Raw genomic sequence first — 16,222 nt, 5'->3', positions numbered from 1 at the left:
TCAGGTAGTGGGAAACTCCGCGCCGAGGGCGGAGAGCACGCCGAACGCCTTGGTACGGATTTCGTCGTATTCGTCCTGGGGCGTCGAATCCGCCGTAATGGCACCTCCGACGCCGAGACTGAGCGTGCGTCCGCCGTCGCCGTCGGGACTCATCACCAGAGTCCGGATCACGACGGCGAGGTCCGTCGCCGAGTTGAGCGAAAAATACCCGATCGCGCCGGAGTAGACCCCGCGCGGTCCGGACTCCAAACCGTCAAGGATGTCCATGGTGCTGATCTTCGGGGCGCCTGTCATGGACCCGGCAGGGAACGCGGCCGCCACGGCTTCGGCCCGGGGTGCTCCGGGTCGCAGCCGGGCGTCGATGGTGCTCACCATCTGGTGCACTGTGGCATAGCTTTCCACCTGGCACAACCGGCTGACGGTCACTGACCCCGGCACGGCGAAGTGGCTGAGGTCGTTGCGGAGCAAGTCCACGATCATGATGTTCTCGGCACGGTCCTTGAGCGAGGATTCAAGGCCGCGCCGCAGCGCCTCGTCGATGGCGGGATCGTTGGCCCGGCCCCTGGTGCCCTTGATCGGCTCGGCCCGCATGCCGCCGTCGGAGGTTATCCGCAGGAAGCGTTCCGGCGAGGTACTCGCGACCGTCAGCTCGCCGAACCTCAAGTAGCTCGCGAACGGCGCCGGGTTGCGCTTGCGCAGCGCGAGGTAACTCTGCCACGGGTCCATCCCGGGATCCGGCGCCGTCACTGTGGTGGTCAGGCAGACCTCGTAGGTGTTGCCCTCGGCGATCTGGTGCTGGGCTTCAGTGATTTTGCTTTTGTATTCGTCCTCGGTGTCGCGGCTGGAGAACTCGAGCGCCACTGCGGAACTCCCGACGGCGGGATCCCCGGCCGAGTGCCTCGGCGAACCGGCCGCTTGGGGTGCCGACGCCGCGGACAGCACGGTCTCGCGCGCAATCCCAAGCCATTCGCCGGCGTCGGGAGCATCGATGGCGAGCAGCCAGACGGCAGCGTCACGGTGGTCGATCACGACGGCCCGGCCGGCGAAGAGCAACGCCGCATCCGGGGTGCCGGCTTGGACGTCGCTGCCACCGGTCTCCCGCTTCAATTCGTAGCCGAGGTACCCCAACCAGCCGAGCGTGAATTCGCAGTCGTAGCCTTCCGGCGCCCGCAAGGCCTTGCGGCCCCACACGGTGTCCAGCCAGCGGAAGAAGGGACCGGTGGTCTCCACGGTGGCGCATCCGGCGCTGAGGCGGGTGTTTCCGGATCTATGGGTTACAGCTTGGCCGAAAGCGCCGCCGTCGTCCGCAAGGATACTGAAGCGGCTGCGTTCGGCGGCGTTGGAGGACCCGGCGTCGCCGGCAATGGCGGCATTGGAGGAATCGAGCCAGACGGCGTTGGCGGACTGGGCGTAGAGAGCTTGGAACAGGGCAGCGGCGTCGGGCGTGGCATCGATCCGTTCGGCCTTGAGCTGCAATCCGCGGCGTGCCGAGAGTTCGGGAGCCAGCACAGGGGAGAGCGCAGGGAGGTAGTTCAGCGCCTGCAGGGCGTCATCCGGGGCCTGGCCGTCCGCCCGGTTCAGCACCCGGACGTCGATGTGGTCGAGGACGTCGTCGGACTCCAGCCACTCGTCCTCCTGCGCCGCCCAGCTGTCCCAGAACGGTTCGTAGCTGCTGCCGTCCCGGGCCATCGCACGGTGCCGGCGGTCGTCGTCGGGAGCGTCTACCCAGACCACGGCGTCCAGCATGGGCCGGGCCGCACTCGCGGCGGCACCGACGCCCTCGACGATGACTATTTCGGCAGGCAGCGTCACATGGCTGCGGCCGTCGTAGTGTTTCTCCCAGTCCCAACTGACCCACTCGGCGGCGTCGCCGTGCCGCAGCGGTGCCAGGACCGTGGTGACGTACCGCTCGACGCCCGAGGCAAGGCCGTTCCAGCCTGGATAGATGTCCTCAAGATGGAACAACGACACCTTGTGATGCATGCGGAGGCGGGCGGCGAGTTCGACGGCGAGAGTAGTCTTTCCCGCGCCGGACCGGCCATCGATGGCGATGATCACGGGTGCTGGGGTCATGAAATAGAGCGTACCTGCTGCGGGTCGTGCTGCTGCGTGTGCTGCCTGGCGGCAAGGGTTTCCCGCGTGTGCGTGACGATGCCAGGGAGGGCCGCGCGAATGAGGTCCCAGGTGACGTCGAAGTCGTGGTGGCCCCCATACCAGGGATCCTCGATGCCCAGGTCCAAGGTGCTCCGGCCCGTTACAGACGGGTCGAAACTGCGCAGCATCCGGATCTTGGCGAGTGTTTCCGAATCCGGGGCGGCCTCGTGCAGCCAGCCATAGTGATCCACGTCGAGGGCTAAGATCAGGTCCCGCTCCCGGAACCACTCCGGGCGCCAGATCCTGGCAATGTGACTCTCGGAACGGATGCGATGTGCCGAAAGGACCCGGGCTGCGCGTGGATCGATGGGGTGCCCGGCCTCGTAGGACGTAGTTCCCGCGGAGTCCACAACAACAGCTTCACCCAGCCCTCCGGCGTCGAACGCTTCAGTCAACATCAGTTGCGCCATGGGTGAGCGGCAGATGTTTCCCGTGCATACGGTGATGATGCGGTATGGGCTCGACGCTGAGTACATGGAGCAAGCATGGGGGATGCCACCCTGTCTTGGCTAGTCAAAAAGGAAAGGAGATTACGGGATTTGTAAAGTCGCTGGTGGAGGCGTAGAAGCGCGGGCTGCGGCTCAGGAAATCCGCAAGTGCTCCAGGACTTCCTCGGCGCCGGGGTAGGCGGCCTGGGTGCCCTTCTTGGTGGTGGCGAGCGCTGCGGCCACCGAAGCGAACGCCGCGGCTTCCGCCAAGGTTTCGCCCGCGGCGAGGCGGGCAGCGACGGCACCGGTGAAGGCGTCCCCTGCACCGGTCGTATCCACCGCATTGACCTTGGTAGGTGCGATCCGGGAGATCTGTTCCCCGGATGCGGCGAGTGAATCCAACACCACCGAGCCGTGGGAGCCGAGGGTAACCAATACCCGTTGCAACCCGCGCTCGGCGAACTGGCTTCGGACCGGCTCCCAGGCGCTTGCATGCGCCCCCGGGTGCGGCATTTCGGCGTCGCCCAGGAACATGGACGCTTCATGGGCGTTCACCAGCAGTACATCGCTCAAGGCGGCCAGGCTTTGCGGGATCTCGGCGTACGGCGAGAGGTTCAACAGAACGGTTGCGCCGGCGTCGTGCGCTGTTTTGGCTGCTGCCTCGACAGTCTCGAGGCTGACCTCCAGGCAGAGGCAGAGCACTGCGGCGTCGTCGAAGGCGTCCGCTGACACGTCCGCCGGGGCGAGCGTTCCGTTGGCACCGGCCGAAATGATGATGTTGTTCTCACCATTGGCGTCTACCGCGATAACCGCGACGCCGGTGGCCACATCCGCGGAACGGCGGACGCGCGAAACGTCCACGCCGGCCCCTTCGGTGGAGGCGAGGAGCATGTCACCGTTGGAGTCGTTTCCGACTGCGCCGATCAGGCTCACCGTGCCGCCCAGCTTGCTCGCCGCGACGGCCTGGTTGGCGCTCTTGCCGCCGGGATTGACCGCGAAACCGTTGCCGTGGACTGTTTCACCCGGGAGCGGGAGCCGCTCGCAATAGATGGTCAGGTCCGCGTTCAGGGACCCGACGACGACGATCCTGCGGTTCACTTTTCAACCTCTGCTTCGAGGGGCTTGGGGATGAGCAGCGACGCTGCGAAGGCGGCAACCGTGATGGCCAGGCCTACGACGACGACCGTCAGGTACGAGGCCTTGGCGTCGCCGAGCGCCGAGGTCGCCACAAGGACCGCAGGCAACACCAGGAAACTCAGGCCAGCGCCGAGGTTGAAGGCTCCGGCGTTCATGCCGGGCAGGAAGCCGGGGTTTCCGGCGGGGGAGAGGACAACTCCGAGTCCGTTGAGCATGATGTTGACCGTACCGGCGTACATGATGCCGAGCAAGGCCGTTCCGACGATCATGAGGGGCAGGCTGCTGAGTCCGAAGAACGCGATGATGGCCAGGGCCGCGATGCTGCCCAGCATGCCGATGCGCAGGACTTTGGTGTACCCGAGTACGGGTGCGAGCCGGCCGCTGATTGGTCCGAATACCCAGCCGAGCAGGGCGTACGGGGTGAGGATCATGAGCGACATCTCGGTGGGGCCAACCCCGAATCCCGGTGCCGCGGCCTGGACGTAGGCCGGGACGATGCCGTTGATGACTGCGAAGATGCCGGTCATGGCGAGGGTGGTGGTCAGCAGCGGCGCCCAGGTGGAACGCTGGCGAAGGTGGATCGTTTCCACCATCGGCTCCTTGGAGCGCTTCTCCACTGTCCAGAACGCGGCGAAGGCGGCAGCAGCGACCACAATCAGCCCGATGGCCAGCATCAGCGTTCCGGAAGAGAAGGCGCCGACCAGCTTGGAGCCTTCGTTGAGGGCCGTCAGGAGTGCGCCCACCGCGATGACAATGAAGAACACGCCCAGCCAGTCCATGCTGGTGCCTGCGGCAGGCTTGCTCTCGCCGGCAAGGATGGCGACCAAAGCCGTGGCCACGATGGCGAGGCCAACCATGAGCCAGAAGATGCTCCGGAAGCCGAAGTGCTCGGCGAAGTAACCGCCCACGAAGGAGTCGACGCCCGCAACGCCACCGTTGACTGCCGTGATGAGGCCCATCAGGGCTCCGTACTTGCGCGGGTTGTTGACCGCGGAGCGCAGCATGATGAGGCACAGCGGCACGGTGGGGCCACTGACGCCCTGGACGATGCGGCCCACGAAGAGCCATGTAACGTCGGGCGCCATGGCTGCGATGACCGAGCCGACGGCCATCAGCAGCATCATGCCGAGGAGGATCTTCTTGCGGCCGACGATGTCGCTCAGGCGCGGCAGGAAGAGCGAGAACAAAGCTGCTGCCGTGAAGAACCAGGTCTGGGAGAGGCCGATGACCGCCTGGTCCGTGTGGAGCTCGTTTCCCATGGTGACCAGGGCCGGGCTGAGCATGGACGCGTTGAGCTGGAAGGCTACGCAGGCTGCCAGCAGGGCGATCATGAGGGCCGCGACGTTGCCGCGGCTTGTCTTGGTTTCGTTGATGAGGGTGGTCATTTACTTGGCCTCTCCTGCGATCCTGCTGGCGACGACGGCGTCGCCGCTAATGGTGGCGGGAGCGCCGGCGTCGGGCTCCCCGATGCGGATGATCGCGTCGGTGACGAGGTTCCAGAACTTCTCGTGGTCAAGGTCAACGGCGACGGAGGTGTGGCAGTCGGCCGGCGCGGGGGCGCGGAAATCTGCCACGGTCATGCCAAGGGTGAGCTTGCCCTGCAGTTCGATGTCAACGGGGACTTTGCGGGTAGTCATCACGGTGGGGTCGATGACGTAGGCCACGGCGCAGGGATCGTGCACCGGGGGATAGTCGAAGCCCTGTGCATCCTTGTAGGTTTTGGTGAAGAACTCCATCAGTTCCATGACGAACTTGGCCGGCTTGGTGCCCACGGCGGCGATCTTCCCGACGACGTCGGGAGTGGCCAGCGCCTGGTGCGTGAGGTCCAAACCGACCATCACCACGGGCCACTTTTCGTTAAAGACGATGTGTGCGGCCTCGGGGTCGATGATGATGTTGAATTCCGCCACGGCGCTCCAATTGCCAACGTGGTAGCCGCCGCCCATGAGGACGACTTCCTTGACGCGCTCAACGATGCGCGGCTCCTTGCGGGCGGCCATGGCGATGTTTGTGAGTCCCGCTGTGGGGACGAGGGTAACGGTGCCCGGCTCGTGCGCCATGATCGTTTCGATGATGAGGTCGACGGCGTGGCGCGGGTCCAGCTCGATGGTGGACTGGGGCTGTTCGGGGCCGTCCATTCCGGTTTCGCCGTGGATGTCCGGCGCGGTTTCGATGGAGCGGACCAGCGGACGGTCGCAGCCGGCGGCAAAGGGAACGCCTGTGATGCCTGCGATGGTTCCCACCGAAAGGGCGTTGCGGGTGACCTTTTCGAGGGTCTGGTTGCCGACCACCGTGGTGACGGCGAGCAGTTCGATGTCCGGGTTGCCGTGGGCCAGCAGCAGGGCCACTGCGTCGTCATGCCCGGGATCACAATCCAGGATGATCTTCTTGCGTTCACGGGTCATGGTGTTGGGGTCCATGTTCATCTCCACGTCATTGGGGCCTGCCGAGGCAGGGTGCTAAAGCATTCAGAGGAATTCTGGCACTGGTTTGCGTGTCACGTCAAACGCTTAACGTTTGGCGCGTCAAGCGCTTGATGCCTTGCGGCGTGGGAAGGGGCTGATTCCCGCTACGATCGTTGTATGGAATCCGTGGAACCAGTGCATCGGGCCTCAAGCCGTACGCAGCGCGTCACCGCGGCGATGGTGGCCTCCTTGGCAGGGGTCTCGACTGCGACGGTATCCCTGGTTGCCAATGGCAAAACCCAGGGCAGGGTGTCCGAAGACAACATTTCGCGGGTCCGCGAGGCTATCGCCGAACTCGGCTACGTGGTGGATGGCATCGGCAGTTCTTTGGCGAAGGGCGTGAGCTCGATTGTGATCCTAGTTGCGCCGGACATCTCCAACCCCTTTTTCGCCAAAGTCATCGCCGGAGTCCGGGAATCGCTCGGTTCCGAGTACCAGTTGCTGCTCTCGGTGACTGACGCCGGTGAGTTCCCCCGTGCGGAGGACGTCCGAAAGCTCCTGGCCCTTCGCCCTGCCGGCCTGCTGGTGGATGCGCCCAACGCAAGCTTCCTGGAGGATCTGTCCGTTGCCGGGCCGCTGGTCCTTCTCGATGCGCCGGGCCTCGAAGCCTACGCTCCGTCCGTGAACCTCGATGTAGCCCATGGCGCCCGTGAATTGGCCGCGCATCTTGCGGCATCCGGGCACAAGCGAGTTGCCTACGTGGACAGTGTGACGGGCACGGCCACGTTCGAGGTGCGCCGGGCGGCGTTCTTGGATGAAGCCAATTCCTGCGGTATTTCCGTTGCCGACGCGCACATCATCAGTACCACCATCGACGTCGGCGCTGCCGCGGCTGCCTTCGCCGCCGCGTGGCCGGACTGGCAGCGCGCCGGGGTCACCGCCGTCGTTTGCGGAACGGACACCCACGCCTACGGTGTGTTGCAGGAAGCCCGCGTGGCTGGCGTCCGGATTCCGGAGGAACTCGCCGTTGCCGGCTTCGATGACCTGCCGTATTCTGCGACGAGCAACCCGAGCCTGACCAGTGTGCATTTGCCGGCCACTCCGTTGGGACTCAAGGCTGGCGAACAACTCCGGGGGCTGATGGAGGGGCGTGAGCTGGAACAGCCGCAACTGACGCTGGAGAGCTCGTTGGTGGTGCGCGGATCCACGGCGTAGGAGGCAGGGCTGGTTTGGTGAGGTCCATCGAACTGTCGGCGATTCTTGCTGGAAAGTTCCGCTGATTTTCGGGGATTTTGTGCGGGAGGGTTTCCGCGAGCTAAAAATGTCGTACCCCTCTGGAATGCTTTGGGCATGGCGGGGAACCGGCGAACACAGCTGATCGGATCAAGCGCGGCTTCGGGCGGGGCGGGTCCGGAGGCTGTGCCCGGTGTTGCTGTCCCGTGCGTCCGGGTGCAGGACCTGATCGACGCAGTGAAGTCTCTTCGCCCGACCGCTCCGTTTGAACTGGCCGGCGGCACCGAACTGGCCGACCGCGCCGAGTTGATAGACCAGTTGCGTGGTCTTGAGGATCTGAAGTCCGCGGCCGCGGCCGCGCAGGCGAGGATCGCCGTCGTGTTCGATGCCGCACAGCGCAGCGCCGACGCGGCGGCGGGTGTTCCGGCCGACGAGCAGGGACGCGGCGTCGGAGCACAAATCGCCCTTGCCCGGCGGGAGTCCCCGGCCCGCGGATCCCGGCTCCACGGCCTCGCGAAAGCCCTCGTGACCGAAATGCCGCACACCCTCGCCGCCCTGGACACCGGGCGGCTGTGCGAATGGCGGGCGACGCTGCTGGTGAAGGAAACAGCCTGCCTGTCCGCCGAGGACCGCTGCGCCGTGGACGAGGAACTCACCGCCGACACGGGAACCTTCGACGGCGCCGGGGACAAGGCCATCATCGCGGCGGCCAGGAACGCGGCCTACCGGCGGGACCCGCGTTCGGTCACGCAACGCGCCAGCCACGCGGCGGCCGAACGGCATGTGAGCCTGCGCCCGGCGCCGGACACCATGACCTACCTGACCGCCCTGCTTCCCGTTGCGCAGGGCGTGGCCGTGCACGCGGCCCTGACCCGGCACGCCGACACCCTCCGCGCCGGAGGGGAGACCCGGTCCCGGGGCCAGATCATGGCCGACACCCTCGTCGAACGCACCACCGGGACCCCCGCAGGGATCAGCGGGGTGGAGGTCCAGCTCGTCATGACCGACCGCACCCTCTTCCAGGGCGACAGCGAGCCGGCACGCCTGCCCGGCTACGGCATCGTCCCCGCCGGCTGGGCCACGACACTACTCGCCGGGAACAAGGGCCCAGCCGATCCCTGCCAACCCGGCCAACCCGCCCAACCCGGCCAACCCGGCCAAGACCAGGACCTGAAGGTCTGGATCCGGCGGCTCTTCACCGCCCCCGGGACCGGAGACCTCGTCGGCGTCGATTCGAGGGCACGGTTCTTCCCGGCGGGCATGCGGCGCTTCATCCAGGCCCGCGACGACACCTGCCGGACAGCCTACTGCGACGCGCCCATCAGGCACTTCGACCACATCATCCCCTGGCACGACGGTGGCACAACGAGCCTGGCCAACGGCGCGGGCCTGTGCGAAGCCTGCAACCACACCAAAGAACTCAACGGCTGGACAGCACGAACCGAAACAGCAACAACACGCCCCGGGGCACGGCACGTCCTCGACATCCGCACCCCCACCGGACACCACTACCGATCAACGGCCCCGCCCTTGCCAGGCACCCACCCGAAAGCCACCGACGAACCCGGCATTGACTTGTCCGGCGCCCAACTGGCGGGGGCATCCCAATCCGGACGTCACCGACGCAGGCTCCGAGCACAAGCCAAAGCCCTTAGATATGGCCGCGCCATCGAACCCGGTACTAGGCTGCACGCCGCCTAGGTTCTTAGACGTGGACATCCTAGGATCGCCGCTGCTATCTGAGCTTGGGTGCCCTAGTGGATGACGGCGAGTAGAACGCCCACAGACATGAACAGCACGCCGAAAGTGCGGTTCAGGACCTTTTGCCCGGGCTCGTTGTGCGTGAACCGTTGGAATGACCGGGCTGCCAAAGCGAAGAAGAACCACATCACGCAGATGTCGATGAAGACGATCGTGCTGCTGAGGACCAGATACTGCGGAATCAGGGGCTGCTCGGGACGGATGAATTGCGGCATGAAGGCCAGGAAGAAAACGATCGCCTTAGGGTTGAGCAAGTTGACCCAAACGCCTCGCTGGAACATGGACCACGCTGGCTCGTTCCGCCGGGCCTCCACTTTTTCCTTGTCCAGGTCCGGCCGGTGCAGGAACTGCCGGATGCCCATGTACACCAGATATGCCGCCCCCGTGTAGCGGATGACGTTGAAAACCACGGGTGAGCTCGAGACCAGAACACCTACCCCGAGAGCCACGATCAGGATATGGATGATCAGTGCCGCCTGTTGGCCCAGGATTCCCCAGATGGAGCGGCGGAATCCGGAGTTGAGCGAGTTGCTCATAGTGGAGATGGCGCCTGCGCCGGGAGTGAAACTGATCAGGGTGCCGGCGCCTACCAGGGCCAGCCAAAGCGAAATTTGCACCAATCCAGCTTATGCCCGCGGGACTCACAGCCCGGACGCGCTGATGCGCGGCGCCCTGGACTACCAAGAGGTGCCGCTACTCGATGCGCGGTTCCTCCCGTGCGCGGCTACCAGATCGTGCTGACGAGCCGGAATTCCTGGAGCGCCCGATCGGACGTCACAAGCGTCAAGCCTTCGACGGCGGCCTGCGCAGCAATCATCCGATCGAAAGGGTCCCTGTGCGGCCAGTCAAACGATGCCGCAGCCAGGGCATGCTCCGCGGTAAGGCTCAATTCCTCGGTGACCACACGTTTTACGTGCTGACGGTAACCAGTCATGATCGGATCCAATGCAGCGAGGCGACCGCGTGAGTACTTGTAAGCCAGTTCGTAGGCCGAGGCAGCTGAGGCAAAAGTTCGATTTTCGAGATCTTCGATGATCGACCTGGCCGTGCTGGACAATTGTTCTGGCCTGGTCATGGCGAGCACCAACGCGTTGGAATCCAAGAGAAACGCAGTCATTCCCACTCCGCCAGTTCTTGCTCCGTCAGAGGGTCGAACAGGTTGTCAGGAAGATCGATCTGACCCAGAAAGCCCAACTCGCGCTTCCGAGGGTGCTCGATACGAACTATTCGTGCGACGGGCGTGCCGGCCTTGGCGATAATCACTTCTTCGCCCCGTTCAACCCTATGGAGAAGTTCAGAGAGGCGGGTCTTTGCTTCCTGGACGTTGTACTGCGCCATGTTGACCAAGTCTAGATGGTCAACCCGTACGGCGTAAGGCTCAGTGGCGCGTTGGATGCTCGTGGCCCCCGCTCGCCGAAGCTCAGGCGCACTTGCCAAACCTCGAATGCACCCAGTGAAGCATCGTCTCCGGGAGATCGTCGCCAAGTAAATATTGGTCGAAATAAGAGTGCGGGCCATTGGACATGTATCCGGTCTCGTCGATGCCAAAATGGCCGATCATGTGAAGCCCGCGCTCCTCGGCAATACCCTTGAGTTTCTTCGCTTCCTGGAGGATTGGCTGCTCATCGTAATAGTCGTTCTCGGCCCAGATCCCGGCGTGCACGATCGCAAAATACTTGGAACCCTCGAGATCCAGATGTTCCAGGATGGCGTCCTGGAACGGATTCAAGCTGCCTTCGAAGGACTCTGTGACAACCCGGATGCTTTCCAGCTGCATCTCGGCGTCGAGGCCGATCACCACGAGCCTTGGGTAGAGCTTTTCTTCTTGGTCGATGAGCGGACGGGCGAGAATCTGGAGGTCAAAGCCTGCTTGAATGATCATGGTTTGAGGCTATTCGCGGCCGAGGAGCACAAACAGAGACCACTTTGCCTATGTGGACAACTGCCCCAGCTTGGCCGCCTTCACCAGGAGATACTGCCGCTCCTGCAGGCTCCCCGTTTTCCTTGCCGCGGCGAGAAAGCAGTCCCGGGCGCCCGCAAGGTCACCGGACATTTCGAGCAAGTGCCCGCGAACGGCGTCGAGCCTGTGCCAACTTTTCAACTCGACATCAAGCCCATCCAGCAGTTGAAGGGCCACCTGCGGCCCTTCAACCATTGCCACGGCAACTGCCCGGTTCAGTGCCACCACCGGGCTCGGGGCCATGGCTTCGAGGACCGTGTACAACGCCAGGATCTGCGGCCAGTCGGTCTGCCCAGCGGAGGCCGCCTCGGCATGGACCGCCGCGATCGCGGCCTGCAGCTGGTAGGGTCCCGGACGCCCAGCCCCCAGCACGGCCGACAAGAGTTCAAGGCCCTCGGCGATCTGCGTCGTGTCCCACAGCCGGCGATCCTGCTCGGCTAGCGGCACCAGCATCCCGTCCGGGAGGGACCTCGCCCGGCGTCGCGCATCTGTAAGGAGCAGGAGGGCCAGCAGCCCGCCTACTTCGAGCTCGCCCGGGAGCAGTCCCCGCAGGAGCCGTGCAAGGCGGATGGCCTCGGCGGTGAGGTCTTCGCGCTGCATGGAGGGGCCGGAACTTGCCGCGTAGCCCTCGTTGAAGATCAGGTACAGGACGTGGAGTACGACGCCGAGCCGCGCCTTTCGCTCGCCCGGTTCCGGGAGCTCGAAATGGGCTCCGGCCTTCTTGATGTTCTGCTTGGCCCGGCTGATCCTCTGGCCCATGGTGGCTTCCGGGACAAAGAACGCGCTGGCGATTTCCGCCGTCGTGAGCCCTCCGATGGCCCGCAATGTCAGTGCCAGCTGCGAGGGTGCTGAGAGGGCGGGGTGGCAGCAAAGGAAGAGGATGGTGAGGGTGTCTTCTGCGAACCCTTCCGCGTCACTGGCCGAGGAAGGCGACTCGCGAGGCGGCGGTTCCAGGGCCGCCGCGCGTTGTTCGCGTGCCTGCCGGGCACTTTCGCTGCGCCAGTAGTCCACCAACCGCCGTGTGGCGACCGTGAGTAGCCAGGATCTGGGGTTGTCCGGGACGCCGGAGTCCGGCCATTGCAATGCTGCCTCGAGCAGGGCTTCCTGGACGGCATCCTCGCACTCGGCAAATTGGCCGTGCCTGCGGACGAGCACGCCTAGGACCTGCGGCGCAAGCGTGCGCAGCAGGTCCTCCACCGTGGATTCCCCGGAAGGCTCGGCCAAGCGCTAGACCTCTGGCGGCGCGTCCTGGACGCGGCGCAGCTCCACAACCGGTGCGTACTTCACGATGCTGGAGCAGATTTCCACTGCCCGTTCCTCGCTGGCGACGTCCACCACCCAGTAGCCGATGAGGGATTCCTTGGCTTCGGCGAAAGGTCCATCGGTGGTGATGACCCCGCTGTCCGTCTGCTTGACCAGCTTGGCAGTGCCGGGGTCGGCCAGTCCGGCGTTGAACACCATCTCGCCTGAATCGCTGAGATCCTTGTCGATCTGGATCATGAACCCGATCATTTCCCTGATCCATTCGGGATCCGCAGCCTCCATCATGCCCTCGGCGGAACCAAACATCATGATCATGTACTTCATCTCGAACTCCTTATCAGGGGCGCTCCGTGTGGGCGCTTTCGTTCATGGGTCGGAACTACGGGACGGTTTTCGACATGGGTTGATGGAAAATCCCAAGAAACTTTTGGCGGCCGGCTACGCCCGCGCGATGACTTCCCCGTTCGGGATCAGGAAGTAGCCATCATCCGTGGAGCCCCAACGGTGCCAACCGGCGGCGATCCTGGCCAGGTCAGCCTCGTTGGCCAGCCCGTATTCCAGGGCCTGCTCGGCAAAAGCGGAGTGCAGGACGCGCTCGCTCCACACCCGCGACTGCCAGCGGCGCTGCTGCGCGGTGGCGTAGAGCCAGTTGCTGCTGGAGGGCGCGACGTCGGTGAAGCCCGCCTGCTGTGCCCAGGACACGAGCCGCCGTCCGGCGTCGGGTTCTGCACCGTTCCGTCGGGCGATCTTCTGGTAGAGCTCCATCCAATCGTCGAGCTCGCGCACCTCCGGGTACCAGCTCATGCCGTGGAAATCGGCGTCGCGCACTGCCACGATGGCGCCGGGCTTGGCCACGCGCCGCATCTCGCGCAGCGCGGCAACGGGGTCGGTCAAGTGCTGCAGGACCTGGTGGGCGTGGACGAGGTCGAAGGTCTCGTCCTCGAAGTCCAGATCGTAGATGTTGCCGGTCATGAATTCCACGTTTTCCACGCCACGTTCGGCCGCGAGAGAGGCAGCCTGGGCCACGATGTCGGCGGAACGGTCGAGCCCGACGACCTTCGCGGGAGCCACCAGCTCCGCGAAGTCGCAAGTGATGCTCCCGGGCCCGCATCCGACGTCGAGCACTGATGTCCCGGCGGTGAGGTGCGGGATGACAAACGCGGCAGAGTTCTCGGCTGTGCGGGAGGCGTGGGCGCGTACGACGGACTCGTGGTGGCCGTGTGTGTAGACGTCTTCAGGCTTCTGCTCGTTCATAGGGAAACGCTACCCCGATGGAGCGCAAAGCGGGCGGAACTTGGCGTGGCCTTACTCCTGGGGCCGGTTCCGATATGCCGCCAGGAACGTGGCGATCCTGCGCACGGCCTCTTCGATCTCGCGGACGGATGGCAGGATGACGAAGCGGAAATGGTCCGGGTTTGGCCAGTTGAAGGCCGAGCCGTGGGAGACAAGGATCTTCTGGTCCTGCAGGAGGTCGAGGACGAATTTCTCGTCACTTTCGATCGGGTAGACGTCAGGGTCCAGCCGCGGGAACAAGTACATTGCCCCGGCTGCGGGAACGCAGCTCACGCCGGGGATCGCAGTCAGGAGCTTCAAGGCCAGGTCCCGTTGTTCGCGGAGCCGGCCACCTGGCCTGATGAGTTCCTCGATGCTCTGGTAGCCGCCGAGGCAGGTCTGGATGGCGTGCTGCGCCGGAACGTTGGAGCACAACCGCAGGGACGCCAGCAGCTCCAGCGCCTCACGGTACTCAGCGGTTGCCGCGTGCGGGCCGGTCACAGCGACCCAGCCGGCCCGGTAGCCGGGCATACGGTAAGCCTTGGAAAGGCCGCTGAAGGTCAGGACGCAGATGTCGTCTGCCACGGATGCCGTGTGGATGTGCTGGGCGTCCTCGTAACGGATCTTCTCGTAGATCTCGTCCGAGAAGAGGACAAGATCATGCTTGCGGGCCAGGGCCGCGAACTGCTCCAGGATGTGGCGGGGGTACACCGCGCCCGTGGGGTTGTTCGGATTGATGATGACGATGGCCTTGGTGCGCTTGGTGATTTTGGCTTCGACGTCGGACATGTCCGGCCACCAATTCCGGCCCTCGTCGCAAAGATAGTGCACCGGAGTGCCGCCAGTGAGGGTCACTGTTGCCGTCCACAGCGGATAATCCGGCGCGGGGATGAGGACTTCATCGCCGTTTTCCAGGAAGGCCTGCAGCGTCATGGAAATCAGTTCGCTGACGCCGTTGCCGATGAAGATATCCTCGACGCCGATATTCATCAGGTTCTTGGTCTGGTAGTACTGCGAAATCGCTGTCCGCGCAGTGAAGATGCCTTTGGAATCGCTGTACCCTTGGGCTCCGCGAAGGTGGTGGATCATGTCCACCACGACCGACTCCGGAGCTTCCAGTCCGAACGGTGCGGTGTCGCCAAGATTCATCTTGAGGATGCGGTGTCCTTCTGCCTCCATGGTCTTGGCCGCTTGGAGGATGGGCCCACGGAGTTCATAACGGACGTTCTGTAGTTTGCTGGAGTGCTGCATCGGACGCATGGTTGATCATTTCATGTCCGGCGCCTGTTCTCCCTTATTCCCATCGGATGATGACAGGCAGGCTGCTCGTATTGGCTGAGACTTCACGTTCGGTGCCGCGGACTGCCACGACAAAGTGCTGGAGATCGTCCGCCGAGGTCAGGACCTCGAAATGGCCGGTGGGATCGCTCACGACGGCCGATGCGGAGGAATGCGGGCGGATATACGCCTCAGGGATGCCTTTGTTGTGGACGTCGACCAACCTGCCGTGGATGAGGCGGTCCACGGTGGTGGCGGCAATCAGGGGTTCAGCGGCCGGAGGCCCGGAAGGCTCGTTGAGGCTTATGCCAATCGGGACGCGGACGAGGAAACCGAGGCCTTGGCGGATGCCGGAGTCGTATTCGTCGGGCTGGAATTCACCACTGGAGACCACGGAGTATTGGGTGTTTTGCTCGATCGCGACCAGGAGCTTCTCCATGTTGTCCAGTTGCGTGGGACCATGGCATTCCACGGCCACCTTGAGCTCAAGGTCCAGCAGCGGCCCCTCCCGCCGGGAACGGCCCACCCTGTTCATGGCGACCGCATGGACCGTGACAGGAGCGTCGGTGGATTGACCTGTGGGTGGTTCAGAACCGTCATCGAAGCGGACGCGCACAGGCGAGACGGCGTCGGAAAGTATCCCGAGGAGCTCGGTCAGCGATGATCGCACAACACCCACGGTGACACTCCAGTCCACAAAGTGGTCCAGCTAGCCGTTGTGCTCTACGTTACTCCCGCACTGGTCCACGAGTCACCGGGGTTCAGGGATAGCTCCATTCGATGGCTCACTGGTGGGCTCTACATCGTTGCGGGCCGTCATGGTTGCCTCGATGACGCCCTGCATGAAGGTCATGACTATGTGGAGTTCTTCCGGCGAAAGCGCGTCGATTACCGGGGCGATGGCGCCCGCCAGGGGAGAAAACAATTCGCTGCCGGTGGCGCGCGCGGAATCGGTCATCTCCAGATGAACCTGGCGGCGGTCCTTCTCACTGCGGCGGCGCTCCAAGTGGCCTGCCCGGTCGAGCCGGTCCACAAGTGCGGTTGTTGCCGGCGAACTCAGGTTGAGTGCCGCCCTGAGCGCCCCGGGAGTCATGGTCTTGCCCTCCCGCGCGGCAGCCACCATGGCAGCCAATGCGTTCAGGTCCGTTCGATGGAGGTGGTGGCGGTTGCTGATGGCCTCCACATACCGCTCCGTTTCGACCGTGAACTGCTGGAGTAGCCCGAGGAGTACAGCCGCGGACCGGACGTGCTGATTGTCATCCATGAGGCCTCCTTCAGCCTCAAATTATCCCACCGGGGTGCCATTGACCAATTATCTCCATGGTAGATAT

17 protein-coding genes are annotated in these 16,222 nt (G+C 64.4%); 2 read left to right on the top strand and 15 right to left on the bottom strand.

Going from position 1 to position 16,222, the window contains the following annotated elements; all coding sequences use genetic code 11:
- The 5 genes from pabB to uriH form a co-directional block, all read right to left on the bottom strand.
- On the bottom strand, positions 1-2,073 hold the full coding sequence (pabB, locus tag AC4CS3_RS18320; RefSeq protein ID WP_490784624.1) for an aminodeoxychorismate synthase component I: 2,073 nt from the start codon (positions 2,071-2,073) through the stop codon (positions 1-3).
- Complete coding sequence (locus tag AC4CS3_RS18315; RefSeq protein ID WP_490784623.1) at positions 2,070-2,630, bottom strand: low molecular weight protein-tyrosine-phosphatase; 561 nt, start codon at positions 2,628-2,630, stop codon at positions 2,070-2,072. The genes pabB and AC4CS3_RS18315 overlap by 4 nt, the downstream gene beginning before the upstream one ends.
- 105 nt (positions 2,631-2,735) lie before the next feature.
- Complete coding sequence (locus AC4CS3_RS18310) at positions 2,736-3,680, bottom strand: ribokinase (RefSeq protein WP_490784622.1); 945 nt, start codon at positions 3,678-3,680, stop codon at positions 2,736-2,738.
- The gene (gene uriT, locus AC4CS3_RS18305) at positions 3,677-5,104 is read right to left on the bottom strand and encodes a uridine transporter UriT (RefSeq protein ID WP_490784621.1); all 1,428 of its coding nucleotides are present in this window, start codon (positions 5,102-5,104) and stop codon (positions 3,677-3,679) included. Before uriT ends, AC4CS3_RS18310 begins: the two co-directional genes overlap by 4 nt.
- A complete protein-coding gene (gene uriH / locus AC4CS3_RS18300; RefSeq protein ID WP_490784620.1) occupies positions 5,105-6,139 on the bottom strand; it encodes a uridine-preferring nucleoside hydrolase UriH in 1,035 nt (344 codons plus the stop codon). It lies immediately after the preceding gene.
- A gap of 222 nt (positions 6,140-6,361) precedes the next feature.
- Here uriH and AC4CS3_RS18295 point away from each other — a divergent pair, with 222 nt between their 5' ends.
- Together AC4CS3_RS18295 and AC4CS3_RS18290 are read left to right on the top strand one after the other, a co-directional pair.
- On the top strand, positions 6,362-7,339 hold the full coding sequence (locus AC4CS3_RS18295; protein WP_490784667.1) for a LacI family DNA-binding transcriptional regulator: 978 nt from the start codon (positions 6,362-6,364) through the stop codon (positions 7,337-7,339).
- A gap of 135 nt (positions 7,340-7,474) precedes the next feature.
- Entirely contained in the window at positions 7,475-9,058 is a 1,584-nt protein-coding gene (locus AC4CS3_RS18290) for an HNH endonuclease (protein ID WP_490784619.1), read from the top strand.
- Between the two features lie 53 nt (positions 9,059-9,111).
- On the opposite strand, the gene AC4CS3_RS18285 is transcribed toward AC4CS3_RS18290, so the two are convergent.
- The 10 genes from AC4CS3_RS18285 to AC4CS3_RS18240 all read right to left on the bottom strand — a co-directional run bounded on the left by AC4CS3_RS18285 (position 9,112) and on the right by AC4CS3_RS18240 (position 16,155).
- Positions 9,112-9,735 (bottom strand): LysE family transporter, encoded by a 624-nt coding sequence (locus AC4CS3_RS18285; RefSeq protein WP_490784618.1) that lies wholly within the window; start codon positions 9,733-9,735, stop codon positions 9,112-9,114.
- A 107-nt stretch (positions 9,736-9,842) separates the two neighbouring features.
- Entirely contained in the window at positions 9,843-10,235 is a 393-nt protein-coding gene (locus AC4CS3_RS18280; protein WP_234751014.1) for a type II toxin-antitoxin system VapC family toxin, read from the bottom strand.
- Complete coding sequence (locus AC4CS3_RS18275) at positions 10,232-10,456, bottom strand: type II toxin-antitoxin system Phd/YefM family antitoxin (RefSeq protein WP_490784617.1); 225 nt, start codon at positions 10,454-10,456, stop codon at positions 10,232-10,234. Before AC4CS3_RS18275 ends, AC4CS3_RS18280 begins: the two co-directional genes overlap by 4 nt.
- Before the next feature lie 82 nt (positions 10,457-10,538).
- Complete coding sequence (locus AC4CS3_RS18270; protein ID WP_490784616.1) at positions 10,539-11,000, bottom strand: hypothetical protein; 462 nt, start codon at positions 10,998-11,000, stop codon at positions 10,539-10,541.
- A gap of 48 nt (positions 11,001-11,048) precedes the next feature.
- The gene (locus tag AC4CS3_RS18265; RefSeq protein WP_490784615.1) at positions 11,049-12,302 is read right to left on the bottom strand and encodes an RNA polymerase sigma factor; all 1,254 of its coding nucleotides are present in this window, start codon (positions 12,300-12,302) and stop codon (positions 11,049-11,051) included.
- A 3-nt stretch (positions 12,303-12,305) separates the two neighbouring features.
- Entirely contained in the window at positions 12,306-12,665 is a 360-nt protein-coding gene (locus AC4CS3_RS18260) for a YciI family protein (RefSeq protein WP_345448446.1), read from the bottom strand.
- Between the two features lie 114 nt (positions 12,666-12,779).
- Positions 12,780-13,595 (bottom strand): methyltransferase domain-containing protein, encoded by an 816-nt coding sequence (locus AC4CS3_RS18255; protein ID WP_490784614.1) that lies wholly within the window; start codon positions 13,593-13,595, stop codon positions 12,780-12,782.
- A 51-nt stretch (positions 13,596-13,646) separates the two neighbouring features.
- Positions 13,647-14,873 (bottom strand): pyridoxal phosphate-dependent aminotransferase, encoded by a 1,227-nt coding sequence (locus AC4CS3_RS18250; protein ID WP_490784613.1) that lies wholly within the window; start codon positions 14,871-14,873, stop codon positions 13,647-13,649.
- A 34-nt stretch (positions 14,874-14,907) separates the two neighbouring features.
- A complete protein-coding gene (locus tag AC4CS3_RS18245) occupies positions 14,908-15,570 on the bottom strand; it encodes a hypothetical protein (protein WP_490784612.1) in 663 nt (220 codons plus the stop codon).
- A gap of 72 nt (positions 15,571-15,642) precedes the next feature.
- On the bottom strand, positions 15,643-16,155 hold the full coding sequence (locus AC4CS3_RS18240) for a MarR family winged helix-turn-helix transcriptional regulator (RefSeq protein WP_490784611.1): 513 nt from the start codon (positions 16,153-16,155) through the stop codon (positions 15,643-15,645).
- Between the last annotated feature and the right edge of the window lie 67 nt (positions 16,156-16,222).

It is taken from the genome of Arthrobacter sp. SE2 (assembly GCF_058244265.1).
Note: the sequence above shows the minus strand (reverse complement) of the source record. Positions and strands in the feature narration are given on the sequence as shown.

What these genes read in the sequence shown, in the direction of transcription:
- AC4CS3_RS18260 (WP_345448446.1), bottom strand. Translation starts at nt 12,665, where the DNA reads ATGAAGTACATGATCATGATGTTTGGTTCCGCCGAGGGCATGATGGAG.
- AC4CS3_RS18255 (WP_490784614.1), bottom strand. Translation starts at nt 13,595, where the DNA reads ATGAACGAGCAGAAGCCTGAAGACGTCTACACACACGGCCACCACGAG.
- AC4CS3_RS18250 (WP_490784613.1), bottom strand. Translation starts at nt 14,873, where the DNA reads ATGCGTCCGATGCAGCACTCCAGCAAACTACAGAACGTCCGTTATGAA.
- AC4CS3_RS18270 (WP_490784616.1), bottom strand. Translation starts at nt 11,000, where the DNA reads ATGATCATTCAAGCAGGCTTTGACCTCCAGATTCTCGCCCGTCCGCTC.
- AC4CS3_RS18280 (WP_234751014.1), bottom strand. Translation starts at nt 10,235, where the DNA reads ATGACTGCGTTTCTCTTGGATTCCAACGCGTTGGTGCTCGCCATGACC.
- AC4CS3_RS18295 (WP_490784667.1), top strand. Translation starts at nt 6,362, where the DNA reads ATGGTGGCCTCCTTGGCAGGGGTCTCGACTGCGACGGTATCCCTGGTT.
- AC4CS3_RS18315 (WP_490784623.1), bottom strand. Translation starts at nt 2,630, where the DNA reads ATGTACTCAGCGTCGAGCCCATACCGCATCATCACCGTATGCACGGGA.
- pabB (WP_490784624.1), bottom strand. Translation starts at nt 2,073, where the DNA reads ATGACCCCAGCACCCGTGATCATCGCCATCGATGGCCGGTCCGGCGCG.
- AC4CS3_RS18275 (WP_490784617.1), bottom strand. Translation starts at nt 10,456, where the DNA reads ATGGCGCAGTACAACGTCCAGGAAGCAAAGACCCGCCTCTCTGAACTT.
- uriH (WP_490784620.1), bottom strand. Translation starts at nt 6,139, where the DNA reads ATGGACCCCAACACCATGACCCGTGAACGCAAGAAGATCATCCTGGAT.
- uriT (WP_490784621.1), bottom strand. Translation starts at nt 5,104, where the DNA reads ATGACCACCCTCATCAACGAAACCAAGACAAGCCGCGGCAACGTCGCG.
- AC4CS3_RS18290 (WP_490784619.1), top strand. Translation starts at nt 7,475, where the DNA reads ATGGCGGGGAACCGGCGAACACAGCTGATCGGATCAAGCGCGGCTTCG.
- AC4CS3_RS18240 (WP_490784611.1), bottom strand. Translation starts at nt 16,155, where the DNA reads ATGGATGACAATCAGCACGTCCGGTCCGCGGCTGTACTCCTCGGGCTA.